This is a genomic window from Peribacillus sp. 05N428 (assembly GCF_056397085.1).
In genome coordinates this window covers 80,443-100,537 of the sequence record NZ_JBFTMS010000015.1, presented here as the reverse complement: position 1 = coordinate 100,537, position 20,095 = coordinate 80,443, and the positions used below count along the sequence as shown (strand labels likewise).

General features: G+C 42.1%; 24 protein-coding genes. 12 read left to right on the top strand and 12 right to left on the bottom strand.

Annotated elements, in window-relative coordinates; translation table 11 throughout:
• Positions 1-17 precede the first annotated feature (17 nt).
• Complete coding sequence (locus tag AC1DIV_RS15625) at positions 18-1,109, top strand: FUSC family protein (RefSeq protein ID WP_034305350.1); 1,092 nt, start codon at positions 18-20, stop codon at positions 1,107-1,109.
• Positions 1,110-1,167: 58 nt separating this feature from the next.
• Here AC1DIV_RS15625 and AC1DIV_RS15620 read toward each other — a convergent pair whose 3' ends face one another.
• A complete protein-coding gene (locus AC1DIV_RS15620) occupies positions 1,168-1,626 on the bottom strand; it encodes a MarR family winged helix-turn-helix transcriptional regulator (RefSeq protein ID WP_082196714.1) in 459 nt (152 codons plus the stop codon).
• Between the two features lie 328 nt (positions 1,627-1,954).
• Between AC1DIV_RS15620 and AC1DIV_RS15615 the strand changes: the two genes are divergently transcribed.
• The 5 genes from AC1DIV_RS15615 to AC1DIV_RS15595 all read left to right on the top strand — a co-directional run bounded on the left by AC1DIV_RS15615 (position 1,955) and on the right by AC1DIV_RS15595 (position 6,375).
• Entirely contained in the window at positions 1,955-2,593 is a 639-nt protein-coding gene (locus AC1DIV_RS15615) for a biotin/lipoyl-containing protein (RefSeq protein WP_330502145.1), read from the top strand.
• Between the two features lie 55 nt (positions 2,594-2,648).
• Positions 2,649-4,253: a DHA2 family efflux MFS transporter permease subunit gene (locus AC1DIV_RS15610; protein WP_370023600.1), complete on the top strand. Its 1,605-nt coding sequence runs from the start codon at positions 2,649-2,651 to the stop codon at positions 4,251-4,253.
• 18 nt (positions 4,254-4,271) lie between these two features.
• A complete protein-coding gene (locus AC1DIV_RS15605; protein ID WP_034305357.1) occupies positions 4,272-4,802 on the top strand; it encodes an NAD(P)H-dependent oxidoreductase in 531 nt (176 codons plus the stop codon).
• Between the two features lie 13 nt (positions 4,803-4,815).
• Entirely contained in the window at positions 4,816-5,163 is a 348-nt protein-coding gene (locus AC1DIV_RS15600) for a hypothetical protein (protein ID WP_323598766.1), read from the top strand.
• Between the two features lie 294 nt (positions 5,164-5,457).
• Entirely contained in the window at positions 5,458-6,375 is a 918-nt protein-coding gene (locus AC1DIV_RS15595; protein WP_048678324.1) for an EamA family transporter, read from the top strand.
• 81 nt (positions 6,376-6,456) lie between these two features.
• Here the strand turns inward: AC1DIV_RS15595 and AC1DIV_RS15590 are convergent, their stop codons facing one another.
• The 5 genes from AC1DIV_RS15590 to fabL all read right to left on the bottom strand — a co-directional run bounded on the left by AC1DIV_RS15590 (position 6,457) and on the right by fabL (position 10,731).
• Positions 6,457-8,205 (bottom strand): ABC transporter ATP-binding protein, encoded by a 1,749-nt coding sequence (locus AC1DIV_RS15590; protein WP_034305364.1) that lies wholly within the window; start codon positions 8,203-8,205, stop codon positions 6,457-6,459.
• 237 nt (positions 8,206-8,442) lie between these two features.
• Positions 8,443-8,973 (bottom strand): nucleoside tri-diphosphate phosphatase, encoded by a 531-nt coding sequence (gene ntdP / locus AC1DIV_RS15585; protein WP_048685440.1) that lies wholly within the window; start codon positions 8,971-8,973, stop codon positions 8,443-8,445.
• A 233-nt stretch (positions 8,974-9,206) separates the two neighbouring features.
• Complete coding sequence (locus AC1DIV_RS15580; RefSeq protein WP_048685443.1) at positions 9,207-9,461, bottom strand: YgaB family protein; 255 nt, start codon at positions 9,459-9,461, stop codon at positions 9,207-9,209.
• A gap of 160 nt (positions 9,462-9,621) precedes the next feature.
• Positions 9,622-9,900 carry a gamma-type small acid-soluble spore protein gene (locus AC1DIV_RS15575; RefSeq protein ID WP_048685445.1) on the bottom strand — a complete coding sequence of 93 codons (279 nt, stop codon included), beginning with the start codon at positions 9,898-9,900 and terminating at the stop codon, positions 9,622-9,624.
• Between the two features lie 81 nt (positions 9,901-9,981).
• On the bottom strand, positions 9,982-10,731 hold the full coding sequence (fabL, locus tag AC1DIV_RS15570) for an enoyl-[acyl-carrier-protein] reductase FabL (protein ID WP_477576834.1): 750 nt from the start codon (positions 10,729-10,731) through the stop codon (positions 9,982-9,984).
• 66 nt (positions 10,732-10,797) lie between these two features.
• Here fabL and AC1DIV_RS15565 point away from each other — a divergent pair, with 66 nt between their 5' ends.
• On the top strand, positions 10,798-11,022 hold the full coding sequence (locus AC1DIV_RS15565) for a hypothetical protein (RefSeq protein WP_034305377.1): 225 nt from the start codon (positions 10,798-10,800) through the stop codon (positions 11,020-11,022).
• A gap of 210 nt (positions 11,023-11,232) precedes the next feature.
• Here AC1DIV_RS15565 and mutY read toward each other — a convergent pair whose 3' ends face one another.
• Complete coding sequence (gene mutY, locus AC1DIV_RS15560; RefSeq protein WP_340874421.1) at positions 11,233-12,351, bottom strand: A/G-specific adenine glycosylase; 1,119 nt, start codon at positions 12,349-12,351, stop codon at positions 11,233-11,235.
• 208 nt (positions 12,352-12,559) lie between these two features.
• Between mutY and AC1DIV_RS15555 the strand changes: the two genes are divergently transcribed.
• Positions 12,560-13,537 carry a metal-dependent hydrolase gene (locus AC1DIV_RS15555; protein ID WP_063592111.1) on the top strand — a complete coding sequence of 326 codons (978 nt, stop codon included), beginning with the start codon at positions 12,560-12,562 and terminating at the stop codon, positions 13,535-13,537.
• 48 nt (positions 13,538-13,585) lie between these two features.
• Here AC1DIV_RS15555 and AC1DIV_RS15550 read toward each other — a convergent pair whose 3' ends face one another.
• Complete coding sequence (locus AC1DIV_RS15550) at positions 13,586-13,852, bottom strand: YfhJ family protein (RefSeq protein ID WP_034305384.1); 267 nt, start codon at positions 13,850-13,852, stop codon at positions 13,586-13,588.
• 113 nt (positions 13,853-13,965) lie between these two features.
• On the opposite strand from AC1DIV_RS15550, the gene AC1DIV_RS15545 reads away from it, so the two are divergent.
• The gene (locus AC1DIV_RS15545; protein WP_034305387.1) at positions 13,966-14,121 is read left to right on the top strand and encodes a small, acid-soluble spore protein K; all 156 of its coding nucleotides are present in this window, start codon (positions 13,966-13,968) and stop codon (positions 14,119-14,121) included.
• 41 nt (positions 14,122-14,162) lie between these two features.
• On the opposite strand, the gene AC1DIV_RS15540 is transcribed toward AC1DIV_RS15545, so the two are convergent.
• Both AC1DIV_RS15540 and recX read right to left on the bottom strand, forming a co-directional pair.
• Positions 14,163-14,474, bottom strand: a complete 312-nt coding sequence (locus AC1DIV_RS15540) for a YfhH family protein (RefSeq protein ID WP_034305394.1) — start codon at positions 14,472-14,474, stop codon at positions 14,163-14,165.
• 76 nt (positions 14,475-14,550) lie between these two features.
• On the bottom strand, positions 14,551-15,348 hold the full coding sequence (gene recX / locus AC1DIV_RS15535; protein ID WP_477576832.1) for a recombination regulator RecX: 798 nt from the start codon (positions 15,346-15,348) through the stop codon (positions 14,551-14,553).
• Between the two features lie 126 nt (positions 15,349-15,474).
• Here recX and AC1DIV_RS15530 point away from each other — a divergent pair, with 126 nt between their 5' ends.
• The 3 genes from AC1DIV_RS15530 to AC1DIV_RS15520 all read left to right on the top strand — a co-directional run bounded on the left by AC1DIV_RS15530 (position 15,475) and on the right by AC1DIV_RS15520 (position 16,861).
• The gene (locus tag AC1DIV_RS15530; RefSeq protein ID WP_048685501.1) at positions 15,475-16,395 is read left to right on the top strand and encodes a TIGR01777 family oxidoreductase; all 921 of its coding nucleotides are present in this window, start codon (positions 15,475-15,477) and stop codon (positions 16,393-16,395) included.
• 52 nt (positions 16,396-16,447) lie between these two features.
• A complete protein-coding gene (locus AC1DIV_RS15525; RefSeq protein WP_081088510.1) occupies positions 16,448-16,570 on the top strand; it encodes a YfhE family protein in 123 nt (40 codons plus the stop codon).
• A 108-nt stretch (positions 16,571-16,678) separates the two neighbouring features.
• The gene (locus AC1DIV_RS15520) at positions 16,679-16,861 is read left to right on the top strand and encodes a YfhD family protein (protein WP_034306455.1); all 183 of its coding nucleotides are present in this window, start codon (positions 16,679-16,681) and stop codon (positions 16,859-16,861) included.
• Positions 16,862-17,215: 354 nt separating this feature from the next.
• Here AC1DIV_RS15520 and AC1DIV_RS15515 read toward each other — a convergent pair whose 3' ends face one another.
• Complete coding sequence (locus AC1DIV_RS15515) at positions 17,216-18,796, bottom strand: fatty acid--CoA ligase (RefSeq protein ID WP_477576831.1); 1,581 nt, start codon at positions 18,794-18,796, stop codon at positions 17,216-17,218.
• A gap of 131 nt (positions 18,797-18,927) precedes the next feature.
• Entirely contained in the window at positions 18,928-20,079 is a 1,152-nt protein-coding gene (locus AC1DIV_RS15510; RefSeq protein WP_340874413.1) for a thiolase family protein, read from the bottom strand.
• Between the last annotated feature and the right edge of the window lie 16 nt (positions 20,080-20,095).

The following is a 20,095-nucleotide window of genomic DNA, read 5'->3' as shown; positions in this document are numbered from 1 at the left end:
AAAGGATTAACCCATATATGAAGTTTGGTGCCCGCATTCTCAAAACAGGAATAGCAATTGTTTTAGCGCTTTACCTATCGGAACTGCTTAACCTTCCTGCTCCTGTCCTTTCTGGGATTGCTGCAATTTTTGCAATACAGCCGACCATTTACCGTTCATATCAAACGGTATTGGAGCAAATTCAAGGAAATATCATTGGCGCATTGGTTGCTGTCTCCTTCGTTTTGTTGTTCGGAAATGATATTTTTATAATTGGTCTTGCCGTAATGGTTGTCATAACCATCAATTTAAAACTGAAAATGGATAAAACGATTGTCCTTTCCATCGTGACAGTCATTGCCATCATGGAAAGCCAGGACGGGGAATTCCTTAATTTTGCCTTTATTCGTCTCTCATCCGTTTTGCTTGGAATCGTTTCTTCGTTTATCGTGAATCTTGTTTTCATTCCTCCAAAGTACGAAGCAAAGCTTTATACACGCATTACAGATGTAACGGAAGACATCTTGAAATGGATCAGAATCAGCACAAGACATGCTACAGAACACACTTTATTGAAAAAGGACATCAGCCGATTGAAGGCGGAGTTGCTCGATTTGGAACATATCTATTCCATGTACAAAGAGGAACGGGAATATTTCAAGAAGAACAGTGTTGCTAAAGCACGAAAGCTTGTCGTTTATCGGCAAATGATCATAACGACGAAAAAAGCGTTTGAAACCTTGAAGAGAATCCATAAATTCGAGAATGAAGTATATCAAATGCCTGAAGATTTCCAACGGAGCATCTTACAGCAGCTTGATTCCTTGATCCGCAAGCATGAGCAGTTGATATTACTGCATATCGAAAAAATCAAGTCAATCGAGGAGATTGAAGATTGGGACCAGGATTGTTTAAGTCGTAAAGAGCTGCTTGCCCATTTTTTCGAACAGCAGAATCAAGTGGACGAAATGCATGATAACCTAGGCCACCTCTCTGCCCGCCTTGTTCCATTGATTTCTGCAGTCATAGAATATGACGAACAATTGGAACACCTTGAAAAGCTGATCGTCAGCTTCCAGTCCTTCCATAAGGAAGATAACGAAATATCTGTCCAGTATGAAGAAGATTAAAAAAAGACGGTTCCCGGGAACCGTCTTTTTTTTGTCTCTATTTAGAGCATGCCCTCATTCAATCATCCAAAAGGTTCTTATCAGCAGCCTTTTCAATCGTATCCAATTTCTTCAAAAGATCCTGCAGCTCGTCTTCCGAGAATGAATTGAAGTTCTTGCCCATCAATTTGTTATGATCCGCAAGGACTCTCCCCAAAATCGCTTCCCCAGCCTCTTTCAATTCAAGGTTGATGACCCTGCGATCCTTATCAGAGGGCTGCCGTTTCACATAATCCATTTCGACCAGCTTATCTACAAATACGGTAATCGCACTTGGCTTTACGGTTAAGAAGTCAGCCAGCTGGGTCGATTTAATCGACCCCTCTTTTTTCAATATCAATAAAATGAAAAACTGAGGCGATGTTAATCCATAAGGCTGAAGATTTTTTGCTACGATGGCCCTAAGCTTCTTCCTAATCCGAAAAATCTGCATCTCTATACTATTAGTTACTTCCCATTTAAATTCCAGCCTTCTCACTCCTTATATAGGACAATCCTACCTCTTAAATTTAATTAAATGGCATTCCAATGTCAACTTTACTTTCCATATATCCTTAAAACTAAAAAAAATTCAAATTTTTACTATTTCACTGTATTTATTTCCCACCATCTTTCCGAATAAATTACATGACAAAAAATAATTAAACTGGTAAACTCTTTACTTAATAATATTAATACTTATAAAAATTAATATTTATTAAAATTAATAAATAAACATTAGAATAGGAGGCGATTTCATTTCTAGCTAATGAACGTAAATCAAAAAAAAGGAACACATCATCAATATATTTTTGGAGGCGAAACAAGTGAATAGAGGACGTTTAGTTTTAATCAATGTCATTGGTTTGGTTATTATAATAGCGGCATTGGCCGGTGGGGCTTATTACTATTATGAAAGCACGAATTTCATTAAAACGGATGAAGCGAAAGTGTCAGGTGAGCTATATACCATCGTTGCCCCCGCTGCCGGTAAACTATCAGATTGGGACTTACACGAAGGAGACAGTGTAAGTAAGGATGACAAAGTCGCCAATGTAACCACCTTAGACGGTAAAGAAGCGGTAAAAACCGCAGCACAAGGTACGATCGTTAAAACACAAGTGCATGATGAGCAGCTTGTTCAAGCAGGTCAAACGCTAGCTCAAACCATCAATATGGAAGATCTGTCCATAACGGCTAATATTGAAGAAAATAAATTGAAGGATATCGAAAAAGGTGACAGCGTCGATATTATCATCGATGGAGATCCCGATACGGTCTTCGAAGGTACATTGGAACAGATCGGTTATGCTACAACGTCTGTCTTCTCAGTGATGGGCAATCAAAACAGCAGCGGGAACTATACGAAAGTCACTCAAAAAGTACCAGTGAAAATTTCCATCAAAGCACCATCCGATAAAGTTCTGCCTGGAATGAACGCAGAAGTGAAAATTTCGACTAAATAAACCGGCTACACAGTTATACAGAAAGGAGGCTTTTCTTTAAATGGCTTCTCAAACCATCACAGTAAATGAAAACAAGGGAATGAAACAGTTTGCCCCCATGTTAATTATCCTAATGCTAGGTTTGTTCATGGTCATTTTGAATCAAACCCTGCTTAGTGTCGCCATGCCTAGGATGATGGCAGAATTCAATGTAGCTGCGACTACGATTCAATGGTTATCAACTGGATTCATGCTCGTGAATGGAGCCTTGATTCCACTTTCCGCTTTTTTAATAGAACGGTTTGGCACGCGCATTTTATTCCTGGCTGCCATGTTTCTATTCACCGTCGGGACATTCATCTGCGGCATCGCACCAAATTTCCCCGTCATCCTTACAGGCCGGCTGATTCAGGCCGCTGGCGGCGGAATCCTGCAGCCTTTGGTCATGACGATCATTCTTTTCATCTTCCCTCCGGAAATGCGCGGGAAAGGTATGGGGATCTTTGGACTTGCCATTATGTTTGCCCCTGCAATCGGCCCGACTTTATCAGGTTGGGTCATTCAGGAATATAGCTGGCGGGTCATGTTCTACGCAATGGTGCCATTAGGCATGATCGTCATGACACTCGCCTTTTTAAGTATGCGTAATGTAGCGGAACCAAAGAAAATCAAATTGGATTTGCTTGGTGCCTCTCTATCCTTGCTAGGTGTTGCATCATTACTATACGGTGTCAGTGAAGCAGGTTCCAAAAGCTGGACGGATCCAATCGTTCTGGGAACGATCATCATTGGGCTGATCCTTTTGACGCTTTTTGTGGTTCAACAGCTAAAATCGGAAACACCTATGCTCGACTTCCGTGTATTTAAGTATGACATGTTCGTATTATCCAATATCATTTCTGCAATCGTCACAGTGGCCATGTTTACCGGGATATTCTTATTGCCTATCTATTTGCAGACTTTAAGAGGCTTCACACCAGTTCAATCCGGCCTGTTGATGCTACCCGGAGCCCTTGTGATGATGGTGATGTCACCCATTTCAGGAGCATTATTTGACAAAATCGGACCTCGTCCATTAGCACTGATTGGGTTGGCGATCACTGCCGTCACAACCTTCGAATTCGCTAAATTGACTACGGAAACAACCTATTCGACTTTGGTCATCATCTATGCCATCCGCGCACTTGGAATGTCTTTACTGATGATGCCGATCATGACTGCTGGGATGAATCAGCTGCCTAAGCATTTGAATACACATGGTACGGCAATGAGCAATACGCTGAAACAAGTGACCGGTGCCATTGGTACGAGCTTCGTGACGACCATTTATACAACCCGTGCTTCTTTCCATGGAACTGCTTTAGGAACGGAAATGAGTACGAGTGATCCCGGTTTTGTTCAGAATTTCCAAACTATCGTTCAATCCATCATGACTTCGATGAATCAAACTAGTGAACAGGCACAGGAAACTGCCATGTCGCTGATTTCTTCTCAAATCCAGGGTCAAGCAAATGTGATGGGAATCAATGATGCATTCTTTTGGGCAACAGGCTTCGCAATTGCCGGCATCGTTCTCTCACTATTTTTGCGCGACGTTCGGAAGGATAAAGCAATGAAACAAGCTAAACAAGAACCTTTGGATGTACCTTTGCTTCCTTCGCCAGTAAAAAAATCGGTTTAATTGAATGGAGGAATTAAAATGAAGATCTATGTTGTTTACGACAGTGAAGGTAACCATACGAAAGCACTTGCCGAATCAATAGCTCAAGGAGCCGCTGCGGTTCCTGGGGCTGAGGTTCTCATTGACCATGTAAACGAGGCGGATGTTTATAAGCTTCAGGAAATGGATGCGATCATTTGGGGCTGTCCCGGTCATTTCGGAACCATCAGTTCGAGTTTGAAAACATGGATCGATAAACTTGGGTATCTATGGGCGGAAGGTGCGCTGATCAATAAAGTGGGGGCTGTGTTCTGTACCACGGCCACCGTACATGGCGGACTCGAGGCTACCATGCTGAACTTAATCACCCCTATGCTTCATCAGGGCATGATCATTGTCGGCTTGCCCGGCACTGTCCCAGAAAATGCCTTATATGGTTCCTACTATGGAGTAGGGATAAGCTGTCCGCCTGGTGTGGATGACAATATCACCAAAAATGACTTGAAGCTTGGTGAAGCATTAGGAAAACGGGTAGCCCATGTCACGCGTTCATTCATAAACGGGCTCTAGGAGGCTTGATTCAATGGGCATAATTCTAATTATCATCGTTGCCATATTAGCGGTTACTGGCTTGATCACATTCAATATCAAAGCCTTATCACCTGAAGGTAAGCCGCCTGCAGTCGAGGAAGAGAATTCGTCGGAATCATCCGCTTTCCCGACTGCAGATGATTCCATTACCGAAATCATCTCCCCGACAGACAATGATGAATTGAAAATGAAAGATCAGGATTATCGTTTGGCTCTTTCCAAGCTTCATGAACAAAAACCAAATGATGAGCCAACTGCAGAAAAAAAGCCTGATATTCGCAAAATGAAAGACAAGGAATACCGTGGTACATTGGAGGACTTCCAACAGAATGGCGATTGAAAAACCCCCCCCATTAGGCTAATTTGCCATTTGGGGGTTTTGTTTTATATGCCATTGAATGGATCTTCTCTTACCTCTGCCACCACCTTCAACTTAGTGATCGATGTGCAGGCTTTAACTTTATTTTCTGGTTGACAAATATTCACAAAGACTTTAAGCTAAGGTAATGCAACGCATACAATTTGTTAAACTCAGCTTTTGTTGAGAGACGGAATTTTAAAAGGATTTCCTTTTTTCGTTCGTCACTTGCCTTTTTGGCAGGTGGCGATTTTTATTTTTATAGGGGTGAAAAATATGCAACTTTTGAAGTATTCCATAATGGTCTTAATCGGTTCGATTTCATATGGCACTTTATCCACCATGATGAAGTTTGGATTCATGGATGGCCATTCTTCTGGAGAACTGGTCGGCAGTCAATATCTTGTCGGTTGGCTGATTGTCTCCGTTATATTTCTCTTTTCGTTTAAATATAAAGTTTCATGGAAGAGTGCCGGATTACTTTTAATCACGGGCATGATGTCCACTTTCGTCGGAAAGGCATATGCGGTTTCCGTATCCGAGCTTCCCGCTTCGATTGCCGTTGTCTTTTTATTTCAATTTACCTGGATAGGCGTCCTTATTGAAAGCTTCTTAAATAAAAGACGCCCGGATAAAAATAAACTCATTGCCATTTTCGTTCTTTTCATCGGTACATTATTGGCAGGGGCGATCTTTGGTCAGCCTCTATCTGGCCTAAGCCTAAAAGGCGTATTGTTCGGACTATTGTCTGCATTGCTTTTTGCGCTGTATATGTACTGCAACTCTCAATTCGCTGTTGGGGAATCTTCCATGAAACGGCTGTTTTTCATTGCAACTGGTGGTATGCTGACTGCTGTATTCACGACTAACCCCGTCACACTTGTGACGAATCTTGTCCAGACGAACCTATGGTACTACGGTCTGCTGCTCGGCACATTGGGTGTTTTAGTTCCTTTCTTTTTCTTTGCTGTCAGTTTACCGAAAGTGGGGGTCGGGCTTGGAACAATTCTTTGTGCTGCGGAACTGCCTTCAGCGATGGTCGTTTCCGTCATCTTCTTGAATGAACAGGTTACGTCACTGCAATGGTTCGGGATGTGCTTGATCATCGTCGGCATCGCCTTGCCTGAGGGAATAAAGCATCTGCCGCATTTCCTACCTGGAAAAAAAACGCTGCATGAAAAAAGGATTTCATAACGTGCATTCACCAGTTCGTATCAGAATAAAAAAGAAGACCATTCCTTTAGCGGAATGGTCTTCTTTTTTATCTTGTATTCCTTAAGAATCCAATTGTTGTACTTGAAATAGGTTGTAGTAATTCCCTTGCTTTTTCATAAGTTCTTCGTGTGTTCCCATTTCCGTAATTTCCCCATTATCGATATGAATGATCCGATCGGCATGGGTGATGGTTGATAACCGATGGGCGACGATGATCGTGGTCCGGTTTTTCGCCAAAATATCCAGCGCCTCCTGGATAAAGTGTTCACTTTCCAAATCCAATGCGGAGGTGGCTTCGTCGAGAACAAGGATTGGCGGGTTTTTCAAAAATACCCTCGCAATGGCCACCCGTTGCTTTTGGCCACCGGATAATTTAACTCCCCGCTCCCCGACTTTCGTTTCATATCCTTCTTTTAGACCCATGATGAAGTCATGGGCATTCGCCGCCTTTGCCGCTTCAAATACTTCTTCATCACTTGCATCAGGTCGTCCCATAAGGATGTTGGCCTTAACCGATTCACTAAATAAGATATTATCCTGTAGAACCATTCCTATTTTATCTCTTAGGCTGCGGACTTGATATTTACGGATATCCGTCCCATCCAATAATACCCTTCCCTCCGTCACATCATAGAAACGGGAAATCAAACTGACGATCGAGGATTTCCCGCCGCCGCTCATACCGACAAGTGCAATGGTCTCCCCTGGTTTAACATCCAAGTTTATATGTTTCAAAACGGGTGCCTCTTTCTCGTCATAAGCAAACGATACATCCTGAAAGGTTATTCGGCCATCTACATGCTTCAGCTCTTTCGCCCCTGGTTCGTCATCGATATCATACTTCTCATCCACAAACTCAAAAACCCTGTCCATGGACGCCAGTGTCTGGGTCATTGTCGTCGAAGAGTTAACTAAACGTCTGAGGGGATTATATAGCCGGTCAATGAAACCGACGAAAGCAACCATGGTCCCCAGTGACAATTGTTCATGAATGACCTGATAACCGGCAAATCCTATCACGAGCAAGGGGGCAATATCCGTGATCGTATTCACGACAGCGAATGACTTGGCATTCCAGCTCGTATGCTTTAGGGCCTTATCGAGGAAATTCTTGTTCTGCTTCGCAAACAATTCCTGTTCCCTGTCTTCTATCGCAAAGCTTTTGATGACTGACATCCCTGAAACCCGTTCATGAAGGTGACTCTGTACATCCGCTAAGGCTTGGGACCGAATCCTTGTATAGGTTCTCAGCTTGCCAAAGAAATGCTTAATCGAAAATGCGTAAAATGGAAGCATGATGATGGATACAATGGTTAATTTCACGTCCATCGTAAACATGATGACTATCACTATGATGATCGTTGCGATATCAAGCCAAAGGTTCATCAAACCCGTGATGACAAAGTTCTTCGTTTGTTCCACGTCCGTGATCATCCTTGAAATGACCTCGCCCACCCTTGTATTGGAATAATACTTAAAACTCAGTTTCTGTATATGAGTAAATAAATCATTACGAATATCATATAAGATTTTCGTTCCGGTCCATTGAGCGAAATATTGTCTGTAATACTCAATCGGCGGTCTAACTGCAACAAAAATGAATATCATGATAGCCATCGCCCATATAAGGCGTTCGGACTTCACGGCTTTGGACAGATCACCGTTTCCAATGATGTCATCCACTATATACTTACTGAGCAATGGAAGCAAAAGCGGAATCGCGAACTTTAGCAATCCAATCAGTACCGTTCCGATTATCTGCCATTTATATGGTTTGACGAATTGCAAATATCTCTTAATGCTCCCCACGGAATTCCTCCTTTTCTTAATCAACAAATGCTAAAAAAAGCCCATAACGGTCAATTGGGAATCTTATATGCACTATTCAATTATATTTTCCTTTTCGGTAATTAACTATCAAAAGGATCACTTTCATAAACATTTGTAGGAGGTTAAATGGTTCCTGCGTATTGAAAGATTGAATCAGATGATGTAGGTACGATACACAATGAAAAAGCCTGCCAATTATGCAGCAGGCCTTTTCTATCATCGATAGGTTAAAAAGCGTTCATACCAACTATCAATAAACTCTGCGGAGAATGGTCCTTTTCGCTGGCGTATCATATAAATCAAATAGTCTACGTTCTGTTTCAATATTGAATCGATGGCATCCGGGTAATTCATTTCTTTCCGATGCCTTTCATATTCATCCTCATCCAGCAAATTAAACGTCATATCTGGGAATACTTTAATGTCCAGGTCATAATCAATGTATTTCAATGCTCCCGAATCGTATGTGAACGGCGAACTGATATTGCAATAATAATAAACCCCGTCCTCTCTCAACATACCAATAACATTAAACCAATACTTTGAATGAAAATAGCAAATCGCCGGCTCTCTCGTAATCCAGGTCCTTCCATCTGATTCCGTTACCATAGTACGGTCATTCGCTGCTATCACCAGATTTTGGGTCCCTTTTAAAACGGTTGTCTCTTCCCAGATACGATGGATATGTCCATTATGTTTATAGCTATGGATTTGGATTTTTCCTCCTTCGGCAGGAACAATCCCCATTTATCTCTCCCTACTTTCTATAGACACCCTGACAGCGTACTGTGCCCTATTCCGTTTGCAGTTGTTGTGTGTATTTAAAATATATACTTTTTTCCATTTACCCTATATTCCTATATTATAGCGATTTATTCATAAATTTAAAACAAAAGTGGCTAATCTCCCAGTGAAAATGTGTAAATAAGTCGAAAAAGTCTGACCATCCACCCATTTCATCTAAGAAATTAGCCGGTTATTTATCGTATGGCTGCCTGTCCTTGCTGAAAATAACGGATGACTTCTTCCGTTTGCTTTTCGAACATTTCATGGATACTTTTCAATTCCTGCTTTTTTAGTTGAATCTCTTCCTGAATGGTGACCGCTTCACTCTCCTCTTCAAGGGCAAGGAGTTGCTTCTCTATATCTTGGCATCTTTCGATTTCGGATTGTAAAAGTAAAAGCTTATCCATCGTTTTCAACTGGTTGTTTATAAGCCGGTTAAATTCCTCCATGAATGCACCTTCCTAATCTGTATTTTTTCTATAGTATGTATATTCTATTTTTATCAGCTTTCTCCTTTGACATAAAATGTAAACACGACGAAACATTTGTCGAATCCAATGGAAGGCAAAAAAAAGCACCCTTCATAAGAAGGATGCTTTTCATCGGCAATTAGCCTTGGTTTTTATTGCTTTGAGATTTTTGGTTTTGTTGTTTCACTTCTTGAACGTTAGTTTCAGAAGCAAACTCTGTACCGAATTGGCCTTGTGCTTGACCTTGGCCTTTTCTTTGTTGAGATTGCGCGTTTTGTTGTCTTACTTCTTGAACGTTAGTTTCAGAAGCAAATTCTGTACCGAATTGGCCTTGGCCTTGCTGAGATTGCGCGTTTTGTTGTCTTACTTGTTGAACGTCAGTACCTGCTTGTGATTTATTCATGTTGTTTTTAGCCATTGATATCACCTCCACGATAATAAGATAACCATTATCCAGGAGTGCTATCCAACAAAAATCATTTAAATTTTTCCAGTTACATTAAACAAGCAATGAAATGCCTCCATCAACTATTACGGTTTGTCCACGAATCATCCTGGCCCCATCGGAAATTAAAAACAGGATGGTATTCACCATATCTTCCACCTCGACCAAACGTCCAGCGGGAGTCTGTTCTGCCGCCTCAGCAAGCATTTCATCCCGATTCGGGAAAGACTTCAGGGCATCCGTATCGATCACACCGCCTGAAACGGCATTGACACAAATATTTTTAGCAGCCAATTCGACCGCTAAATATCTTGTCAGGGCTTCAAGCGCAGCTTTGGAAACTCCAACAGCTGTATAATTTTTCAAATAGCGAATGGACCCTAGTGAACTGATGCTGACGATTTTCCCCCCGCCGTTTCTCTCCATTAATTTCGCCGCTTCCTGTGCGCAGAAAAGGAGGGCTTTTGTATTGATGTCCATGGTCCAATTCCAATGGGATTCCTCCAGCTCCATCAATGGACGCTGCACGCCTGAGGCTGCATTATTGATAAAGATATCCAAACGTCCGTAATAAGCATCGATTTCCTCGAACATGCTTTTCACTTTCGCAACATCACCGACATTTGCCTTGACTACAAGGGCTTTTCGTCCCAACGCTTCAATTTCGGCTGCCACTTCTAATGCTTTCGACTTGCTCCGGGCATAATTAATAACGAGGTCGTACCCCTCCTCTGCAAGCCTTATTGCCGTGCTTCTTCCTAAACCTTTACTGCTACCTGTAACGAGTGCCACTTTTTGTTCCATTTGTTTATTCATCCTTTCTGAGTAAACACCGAGTAATAAAAATCTTTTTTAAGGAGTGTTACTGTTATGTATGTTGGACGTGATATGACTGAGTTGTCGATGATGAAAAAATCGGATTGGGAAAATAGTGAACTTGCCTATTTTCATCACTCCCTTCAACAAATGGTACCTTATTTAAACCAAGAAGGACAGAGTATCCATAGCGAAATCGTCAAAGAAATTGAAAATAGAGGCGGACTTAACAGGCAAGAAGCCGATTATACTCATGGAACGAAAACCAGTTACGAATGATTTTATACGGATATTGCTTTGAAAATCAACAAAAGGAAGAGGATATCTTATCGGATATCCTCTTTCTATGCATATATCACGATTTCATTAAGGCATTATCGCCATGGCACAAATAGGGCTGTCCCCCAATATTGTTAACGAATATCTCATCGCACGCCCAAAATTAATGAACCGATTTACTCATCTTTCCATAAAAAGCAAATAAACCGCTTATTCAATACACTCTTTTTCTTTATACGCCTTCATCATTTTTTGGTGGGAGACCGGAAATGCCAACTCCACCATCTCTGCTTCACTCACCCACTTAAGTTGCTGTTCTTTTAGCGTCTCTTCACCGATGTCCTCTTTGACCACACCGATATACGTGTCCACTTTCCAAACGAGATGTGAGAAAACATGTTCAATTCTCACAAGTGATTCAGTGATTTCCGGTTTGACACCATACATTTCCTTAAACCGACTCTCGAAGAATTCCCTCTTATGCAAGAGGGATGTATGGTTTTCGAAATTCGGATATTCCCAAAGATTAGCTAACAATCCTTCTGACGCTCGCTTGTGAATTAAAAATTCACCTTTTTCATTCGTTAAAACTGCAGCTACAATTGGTACATCCCTTGTTTTTTTCTTTTGGATTTTTACCGGCAATTCCGACTGAACCCCTGCTTCAAATGCTAGACAATGACTTTGAACGGGGCATAATAGGCAGGCAGGCTTACCAGGTGTGCAGATTAATGCTCCAAGTTCCATCAAGGCTTGATTGAAGGCAGAGGTATGTTCATGATCGATCAGCTTCCTGACGGCAGCTTCGAATGTTTTTCTTGTCTTTGGCTTTGCTATGTCTTCATATATCATTAATATCCTTGATAAAACACGCATGACGTTTCCATCAACGGCTGGCTCCGGCTTGCCGTATGCGATACTTAAAATCGCACCGGCAGTATACGGGCCGACACCTTTTAATTTGGAGATTTCCTCGGGATCATCCGGTACAATCCCATTGTAGGATGCCTTCACTTCCTGAACGGCACTATGCAGATTCCTTACACGCGAGTAGTATCCCAGCCCTTCCCAAGCTTTCAGGATCTTCTCTTCATCTGCATTGGCAAAGTCCTCGAGTGTCGGGAACCATTCGATGAACCGGTTGAAATAAGGAATCACCGTATCCACTCTCGTTTGCTGCAGCATTATTTCAGAAACCCAAACGCGATAAGGATCCTTATTTTCCCTCCATGGCAATTCTCTTTGTTCTTCGAGAAACCAGGAAACCAAATCTTTTTGAAATTCATCGATTTTTATTTTTTCTATTGTCGGGATCGTTATTTCTTTCACATCAGTTCCTCCAAAGATGTTACACTCTAATCAAAATTGGGAATACCTATAGTAGGCCATTCTTTTTTTAATATCATGTTCATATCCATTTATTTGTAACAGGTCACTTGAAATAAATCAAAATTATATTCATTTGATGGTTAATATATAAATACGGTATGATGAAAGAAGACCATTTTTTTCAAATTGTGGCAGGGAGGTTAGTTTTTTGGATACAGGTACTCACTTTGTCATGGGAATTGCTCTTGGAGGTCTTGCCACATTAGATCCCGTCATTGCGCAGAGCCCAGTTACTGCAAGTGCAGTCATAGCAGGTACGATATTGGGATCACAAGCTCCGGACATTGACACTGTTTTAAAATTAAGGAATAACGCTGTATATATACGTAACCACCGTGGAATCACGCATTCAATTCCCGCTGTTTTACTTTGGCCCTTGATTATCAGCGTAGCAATTTTCGCCATCATACCTGAAGCAAATTACCTTCATCTTTGGCTTTGGACCTTTTTAGCCGTATTCCTTCACGTATTCGTGGATATATTCAATGCTTATGGGACCCAGGCACTTAGGCCGATTTCGTCAAAATGGGTAGCTTTAGGGGTCATCAATACATTTGATCCATTCATTTTTGGAATACATGTTGCAGGCCTGATATTATGGGGCTTCGGATTTCCTCCAGGTTATTTATTTCTTTCCATTTACGGGATACTCGTCATTTATTACATTTCCAGGTTCAGGGAACAAGCTTTTATAAAAAGAGTGGTCAAACAGCAAATTCCTGGTGCAAGGAAAATTCTTTTATCACCGACCATGCGTTTTCACCGCTGGAAAATTGCGGTGATTACCGAAAAGAATTATTATGTGGCACGAGCCGATAATGGATATGTGAAGATTCTTGATACGTTCGATCGGGTGCCATTGCCTGAAAGTGAAATTCTCGAAGCCGCCAAGAAGGATATCAACTTGGCAGCCTTTCTGTCCTTTTCTCCGGTTTACCGCTTCGAAATCGAACAGATAAAAGAATATTATGAAGTCCGTTTTATCGATTTAAGATATCGCAGCAATGGATATTACCCGTTTGTGGCAGTGGTCCATTTAGACAGCGAATTGAATATCTTGAATTCTTATACCGGCTGGATCTTTAGCGAAGCTAAGCTGCAGAAGAAATTGAATATTATTTTGTAGTATATTGAAAAAGAGCTGATTCCAGGGAACTCCTCTGGAATCAGCTTTTTAATGCAGTCGATTCTGCTGATTTAATAACTGCTGATATTTAGGGTTCTTTGCAATGAATTCGTGGAATTGCTCACCGTAGTTATCAATCCAGGTCCTTACAACGCGCGATGTCATTTCTTCACCGGCATATTCATGCCCAGCCTTTGCATAGGTCGCTTCGAAATCTTCCCATAATAATTCCACCCAAGTCAAAGCTTGCTCATACGTGATGTGTTCATTTTTCTCAAGCAGTATCTTGGTTAATCTTTCATGGTAATCATTCATTAGAACCACCTCATTGCCAATATTTTTACAGAATGAACTATACTGTCCCATACCCATACTAGTTGTAAGCGGAAACGCTTCTTTCTTAATCTGATGCTTGGAGGAGAAAAAATTTGCGAAATAAACAAAAAGGATTCCCCAACCAAAACAATAACAAATTCCAAGGCGAGCCCCGTGCAAAGGCAAGATATGCTTCAAAGCGTGCAGATGGAAGTATTAATACACACCCTCAAGAAAGAATGAAAGCTTCAAACGAGCGATCGAATTAAAAGGTACATCAGAAGGAACCGGGTACTTCCCCGGTTCCTTTTTATTTCAGCATTGAAATCGGGAGTGCTTCTTCCTTACCGCTACCGCCCAAGCGGTAACCCCAAGCGAATACGCCGTTCATATAATCAATTTTGAAATAGACACCGGGATCTCCGTCAATTTGATATATTTCACCTTTTTTGAAATCATCAGGATTTAACAAATAGGCCTTGGCCATCGTCACTTTTCGTTCCAATACTGAATATTCATTAACCATTCCCAATTGCTCTGCTTTTCTCGCTTTTTCAGTCAACGCTGCGATTTCCTGTTGTAGTTCATAGGCAGACAGCTTGCTGTATCTTACGTCGCTCATATATATGACTCCTCAAATGAAATAATTAATTTACTTCTATATTAAACAAAATTTTGTGATTTGGCTATTGATGCACTTAATCACCATCAGGATTGGAAAGATAACGCTCAATCAATTCTATTGGAAAACCTTTTCGGTATAATGCCTGCTTCATTTTTTGTTCATATTCGAAGCCTTCATGGTTTTTATATCGGCGTTGCATTTTTTCGGCATGGTGGCAAAGGGAATCCCATTGTTCATCCTCATCCTTTTCAACCGTCACATCTTCAAGTGCTTCATGGATGACATCTCTTGGGAAACCTTTCCGTAACAAGGTTTGTTCAACCTTCAGCCTTAAAGCTCGTTCGGAAATGTTTTTTTCCTTTTTGACCGCTTTTCCAGCCAGATTCCTTGCATGTTCAATTTGAATATCATAAGGGTATTCCTTCAATGCCTCGACAATCAACTTATCTTGCACCCCCTTTTCCTTAAGCTCAAGCTTAAGGGTAGTGGGCCCTTTATTCCCTCCATTCACATGGGTCCGCACGTAAGCCTTGGAAAATTCAAGGTCGTCTAAATAGTTAAAACTGTATAGTTTATGTATCGCTTCCTTAATGATCGGCTCTTCCGTTTCCTTCTTTATTAAATAAAGGCGAATTTCCGATTCCGAGCGCATCCGGTATGATAAATAATTAAGTGCATCGGTAAATGCTTTTTGGATTTCATCATGGAATTGTATTTCGGCCAAAAGCAGGTCATCAAGTTCCATACCCTTTTTCAACTGAAATTTCAATAGCACTTCTTCGTCTACACTAAAGGCATATTTTTCGTCGACGAAGATGTTATAACGATCTTTACGTTTCTTTTGGGTTGTTATTTTTGTTATGTTTGGCATAAATCCACCCCCCACACCTACTTTACCCCTTTACGTTTACCATTTCTATATATAGCATGCCTAAAAATGAAAAAAGAACATGGGCATGTTAAAGTGAAGGAAAGACAGGGAAAGGAAGTGGTTTTCATGAAAATAGCCATTGCTGGTGGAAGCGGTTTTGTCGGCACAGCCCTAATTGATGAATTATCAAAAGAGAATCATGATATATATATTTTGACCCGTCATCCCGAAAAATTTAAAAAACAGACTAATTTGACATATATCGGCTGGTTGACCAAGGAGGCAACGCCGGAAATGCACTTGGAGGGACTCGATGTGTTCATTAACCTTGCTGGTGAATCTCTGAACAGCGGCCGTTGGACACCTGAACGAAAGCGCCGGATTGTCGAAAGCAGGATCGAGGCTTCCAAAGAGATGAACCGGATCATTTCCATACTGCCCTCTAAAGTGTCCGTCATCATTAATGCAAGTGCAATCGGATATTATGGGATTTCGGACGATGAGACCTTTACCGAAACCTCTGAATCCATTGGTGATGATTTCCTGGCCCGTACTGTTCAACTATGGGAAAAGGAAGCGGCTAAATCACGCTCTTACAGTAAAAGGTTGATCTTTACAAGATTCGGGGTGATTCTTGGAGAAAAAGACGGAGCACTGCCAATGATGGCCTTCCCCTATAAACTATTTGGCGGAGGAAAGATTGGCAAAGGGAATCAGTGGCTTTCCTGGATTCATATCCATGACGCGGTCCGTGCAATCATCTTTTGCATGAATGATGCTAGGATAGAAGGTCCAGTCAATTTTACGGCACCGAACCCCGTTCAGATGGATACATTCGGAAAAACGATAGGAACTGTCCTGCACCGGCCCCATTGGATAACTGTCCCCCCCTTCTTCCTCAAGAAATTGTTGGGGGAAATGAGCATCCTTGTACTTGAAGGGCAAAATGTCCTTCCCACTAAACTTAAAGAGGAAGGATTCACCTTCTCCTTTCCAACCCTTAAAGAAGCCTTACAAAATATCTTAAAAGAAGATTCCCACGTATGAAAGGGTCATTTTAGGAAAAAATAGGGATATTAAGTGAATGGAGATGATCTAATTGCTCAAAAAACACGATAAAGAAAAAAGTAACTTAACTAGTACACAAGCGATTCTTTATGCCCGCGAATTTAAAAAAGCAGATCGAGCTGGTGGATATACCGAGAAGAAATCCCGTCGTTAGGTTTGGAGTTTTTTCCCTTACATTTTGAACAGCCACTCAACACAAAATAAGCTGGAGATGATTAGTGAATTCATCTCCAGCTTATTCTATATTCCAGGGGGCGATAACATGGGACGAAATAACATACACCATAATCGAGATAAGAACAAACAGAAACTTCCTCAGGTTCCCAAAAACCTGAAAAGTGACGGACTTGACGTTGAATATTCTTCCGAACTGGCTGATCAGGAAGATATCGAGGCACAAGCCCGTGCAAATGCGGCTGACCGCCGTGCTCATAATCGCCGATAAGCAGAATAAACCAACCCAAGGGGCTATAAATCAGCCCCTTGGTTCTCTTTATTTACATAGCTTATCCACAACCCTGTGTATATTGTGGATATATTCTGAAAATACTGACAAAAAACAAGTCCAATAACTCACCTTATCAACATGAAAATAATGTTATTTCTGGATAACCCTGTGGATTATGTGGATAAAGGAGGATTGGGCTAATCACGCTGCATTTTCGTTGTGGATAACTATTCTCTCTCCTTCATTTGTTCCATAAGATTATTATTTATAAAATAATTCATCCATATCTGTTTCCAGCAATTCTAAATTCCACCCCTAACTTGGTATTGCATCGGCTGCTGCCCCCGGCATTTAAAGAAGGTTCCCCAAACCTTTGCCATCAACATTTTCTTCCAACTGTTTACGAAGCAAGAACTTTTGTATCTTCCCACTTGCGTTCCGAGGCAGCTCATTACAGAAGATATATCTCCTTGGACGTTTATAGTTCGCCAAACTATTACTGTTCTTACACCAAGTTTCTAAATCGCTTTCGGCAAGCATTGGGTCTTTGGCTACGATGAATGCCGTTACCGTTTCCCCCCATTGATCATCTGGCTGACCAAGTACCGCACAGTCGAGAACTCCTTGATGCTCATATAGTGTATCTTCCACTTCACTCGGATAAATATTTTCCCCTCCAGAAATAATCATGTCGTCCACACGGTCCTTGACCCACAGATATCCATCTTCATCTAGGAAACCGATGTCACCGGAATGGTACCAGCCTTTGTAAAGCGCCTTTTCGGTCTCTCTATCTTTTTGAAAGTAACCCTGCATGATACACGGACCCTTTACAAGGATTTCCCCTGTTTCCCCAGGTTCCAGCATATCCTCGGGATCTGATGGCCCTTCGTCATTCAGACGGGCAATGATGATTTCATGTTCGGAACATGCCTTGCCGGCAGAACCCGCTTTCCTAATTTGATCTTCCTCCAATAGGAGAGTTATGGCCGGCCCCATTTCAGTCATTCCATAGGCTTGGATGAACTGGATGCCGAGTTTCTCCTGACAGGCACGTACAAGGGATGGAGCCATCGGGGCTGCTCCATAAAGCCCTAACTTCAAGCTCTGGAATTTATACTCCTCCAATTTTTCCTGAATGAGCATGTTCCACATCGTAGGTGCAGCAAAAAACTTGGTGACCCCCTCGGATTCAATCAGTTCCATGACCTTCTGGGGATGAAACTGATGTAATATGACATTAGCTGCACCGACCTGTACACGAGGTAAAAAAGAGCAGTGCAATTCAGCACAATGAAACATCGGTGCAGTAATCAAACCGATATCAGAGCGTTCATACTTCATGGCCTCTATTAAAATCTCGGTTTGTTTGACCATGTCTTTATGAAGGTGAATGACCCCTTTGGGACGTCCGGTAGTTCCGCTCGTATACATGATGGCATAAATGTCATCTTCGTGAACTTCCACTTCATCTGGCTTTGAGGAGATACTGGCCAATTTTTGGCGGTAACCTTTGGCATACCCAGGCACATCGTCATCAATATACCAGAAGGCCATTTCCGGAAATCGCTTTTCAATCAAGGCAACGTTCGTTTCCAATTCTCGTTCGAATAGAACGACCTTTGGAGCAGCGTCTTTCAAGATGAAGGCCAACTCTTCCGGCATTAAACGGAAGTTGATCGGATTAAAGATTGCACCGATTTTTGCACAGGCAAAGAACGCTGTTGCAAGCTCTTCATTGTTGTAAAGGTACGTAGATACCCTGTCCCCTTTTCGCACCCCTTCCGCTTGAAGGGCCGCCGCCAACCTATTCACCTGTTCATTCCATTGGATGTACGTATAGCGGATATTTCTTCTCACGTCGTAGATAGCTTCTTTAATGGGGAATTTCTGAACCGTCTGATCAAAGATATTTTTAATCGTTACTGACAAATCATTCTCCTCCTCAAGTAACCACCATCAACAGGAAGAATTCAGCAAAGCCTGCCGATGGTCGACTTCATCCCTTTTTCAGCTTTTACTTTCGTGCGAATTACGAATATTCATAAATGGATAGTCCAGCTTCAGTCCATTCTTTCAATGATGGTGGCATTCGCCATGCCGTGGCCTTCACACATTGTTTGCAGCCCATAACGGCCGCCCGTCCTTTCTAATTCATGGATCATGGACACCATCAATCGGGCCCCGCTGCCGCCAAGAGGATGCCCCAATGCAATCGCCCCGCCATTTGGATTCAGCTTCTTGGGGTCTGCCCCCGTTTCTTTTAGCCAGGCAATCGGTACAGGAGCGAAAGCCTCGTTCACTTCAAAGATATCGATATCATCAATTGTAAGACCCGCTTTCTCCAAAGCTTTTTGGGTGGCGGGAATCGGTCCCGTTAGCATCAGGGTGGGATCTGACCCGACAACAACCCGTGTATGCACTTTAAAGCGCGGTTTCAATCCAAGTTCTTCTGCTTTACTGCGTTCCATCAATAATAAAGCGGCAGCACCGTCACTGATCTGACTAGAGTTCCCTGCATGGATTAAACCGCCTTCTTGAAATGCCGGTTTCAATCCAGCCAGCACTTCAAGCGTAGTTCCGCTCCTTGGGCCTTGATCTTCCGTAACTTCGATTTGATTTCCTTCTTTATCAGTACCCGTTACTGATATCATTTCACGGTTAAAATGTCCTTCTTTTTGAGCACGTATTGCCTTGGCATGACTTTCAACGGAAAACCGATCACAATCTTCACGTGTTATTCCCCACTTATCTGCGATTCTTTCAGCTGATAAACCTTGGTTGATCACCTCGTAAAGGTCCATATACTTTTGGCTTGTTACAGCACCTAGAAGATTTGACCCCATGGGAACTCGTGACATGTTTTCCACTCCGCCGGCCACTACCACATCCATATCACCCGACAGGATGGCCTGGGAAGCAAAATGGACTGCCTGCTGACTTGATCCGCATTGACGGTCAATCGTCGTTCCCGGCACTTCAATCGGAAATCCGGCTATCAGTGCGGCAACCCTTGCTATATCACCGGCCTGTTCGCCCGACTGTGAAACACAACCTAAAATGACATCATCGACAATGGCAGGATCGATGCCCGCTTTTTCAATCAGCTTCTTCAATACTTCCCCTGCCAGGTCATCAGGGCGAACATCTTTCAAGACACCGTTCCTTCTGCCTACCGGCGTGCGAATTCCTTCAACGATAACCACTTCCCGCATATACTCTCTCCCCTTC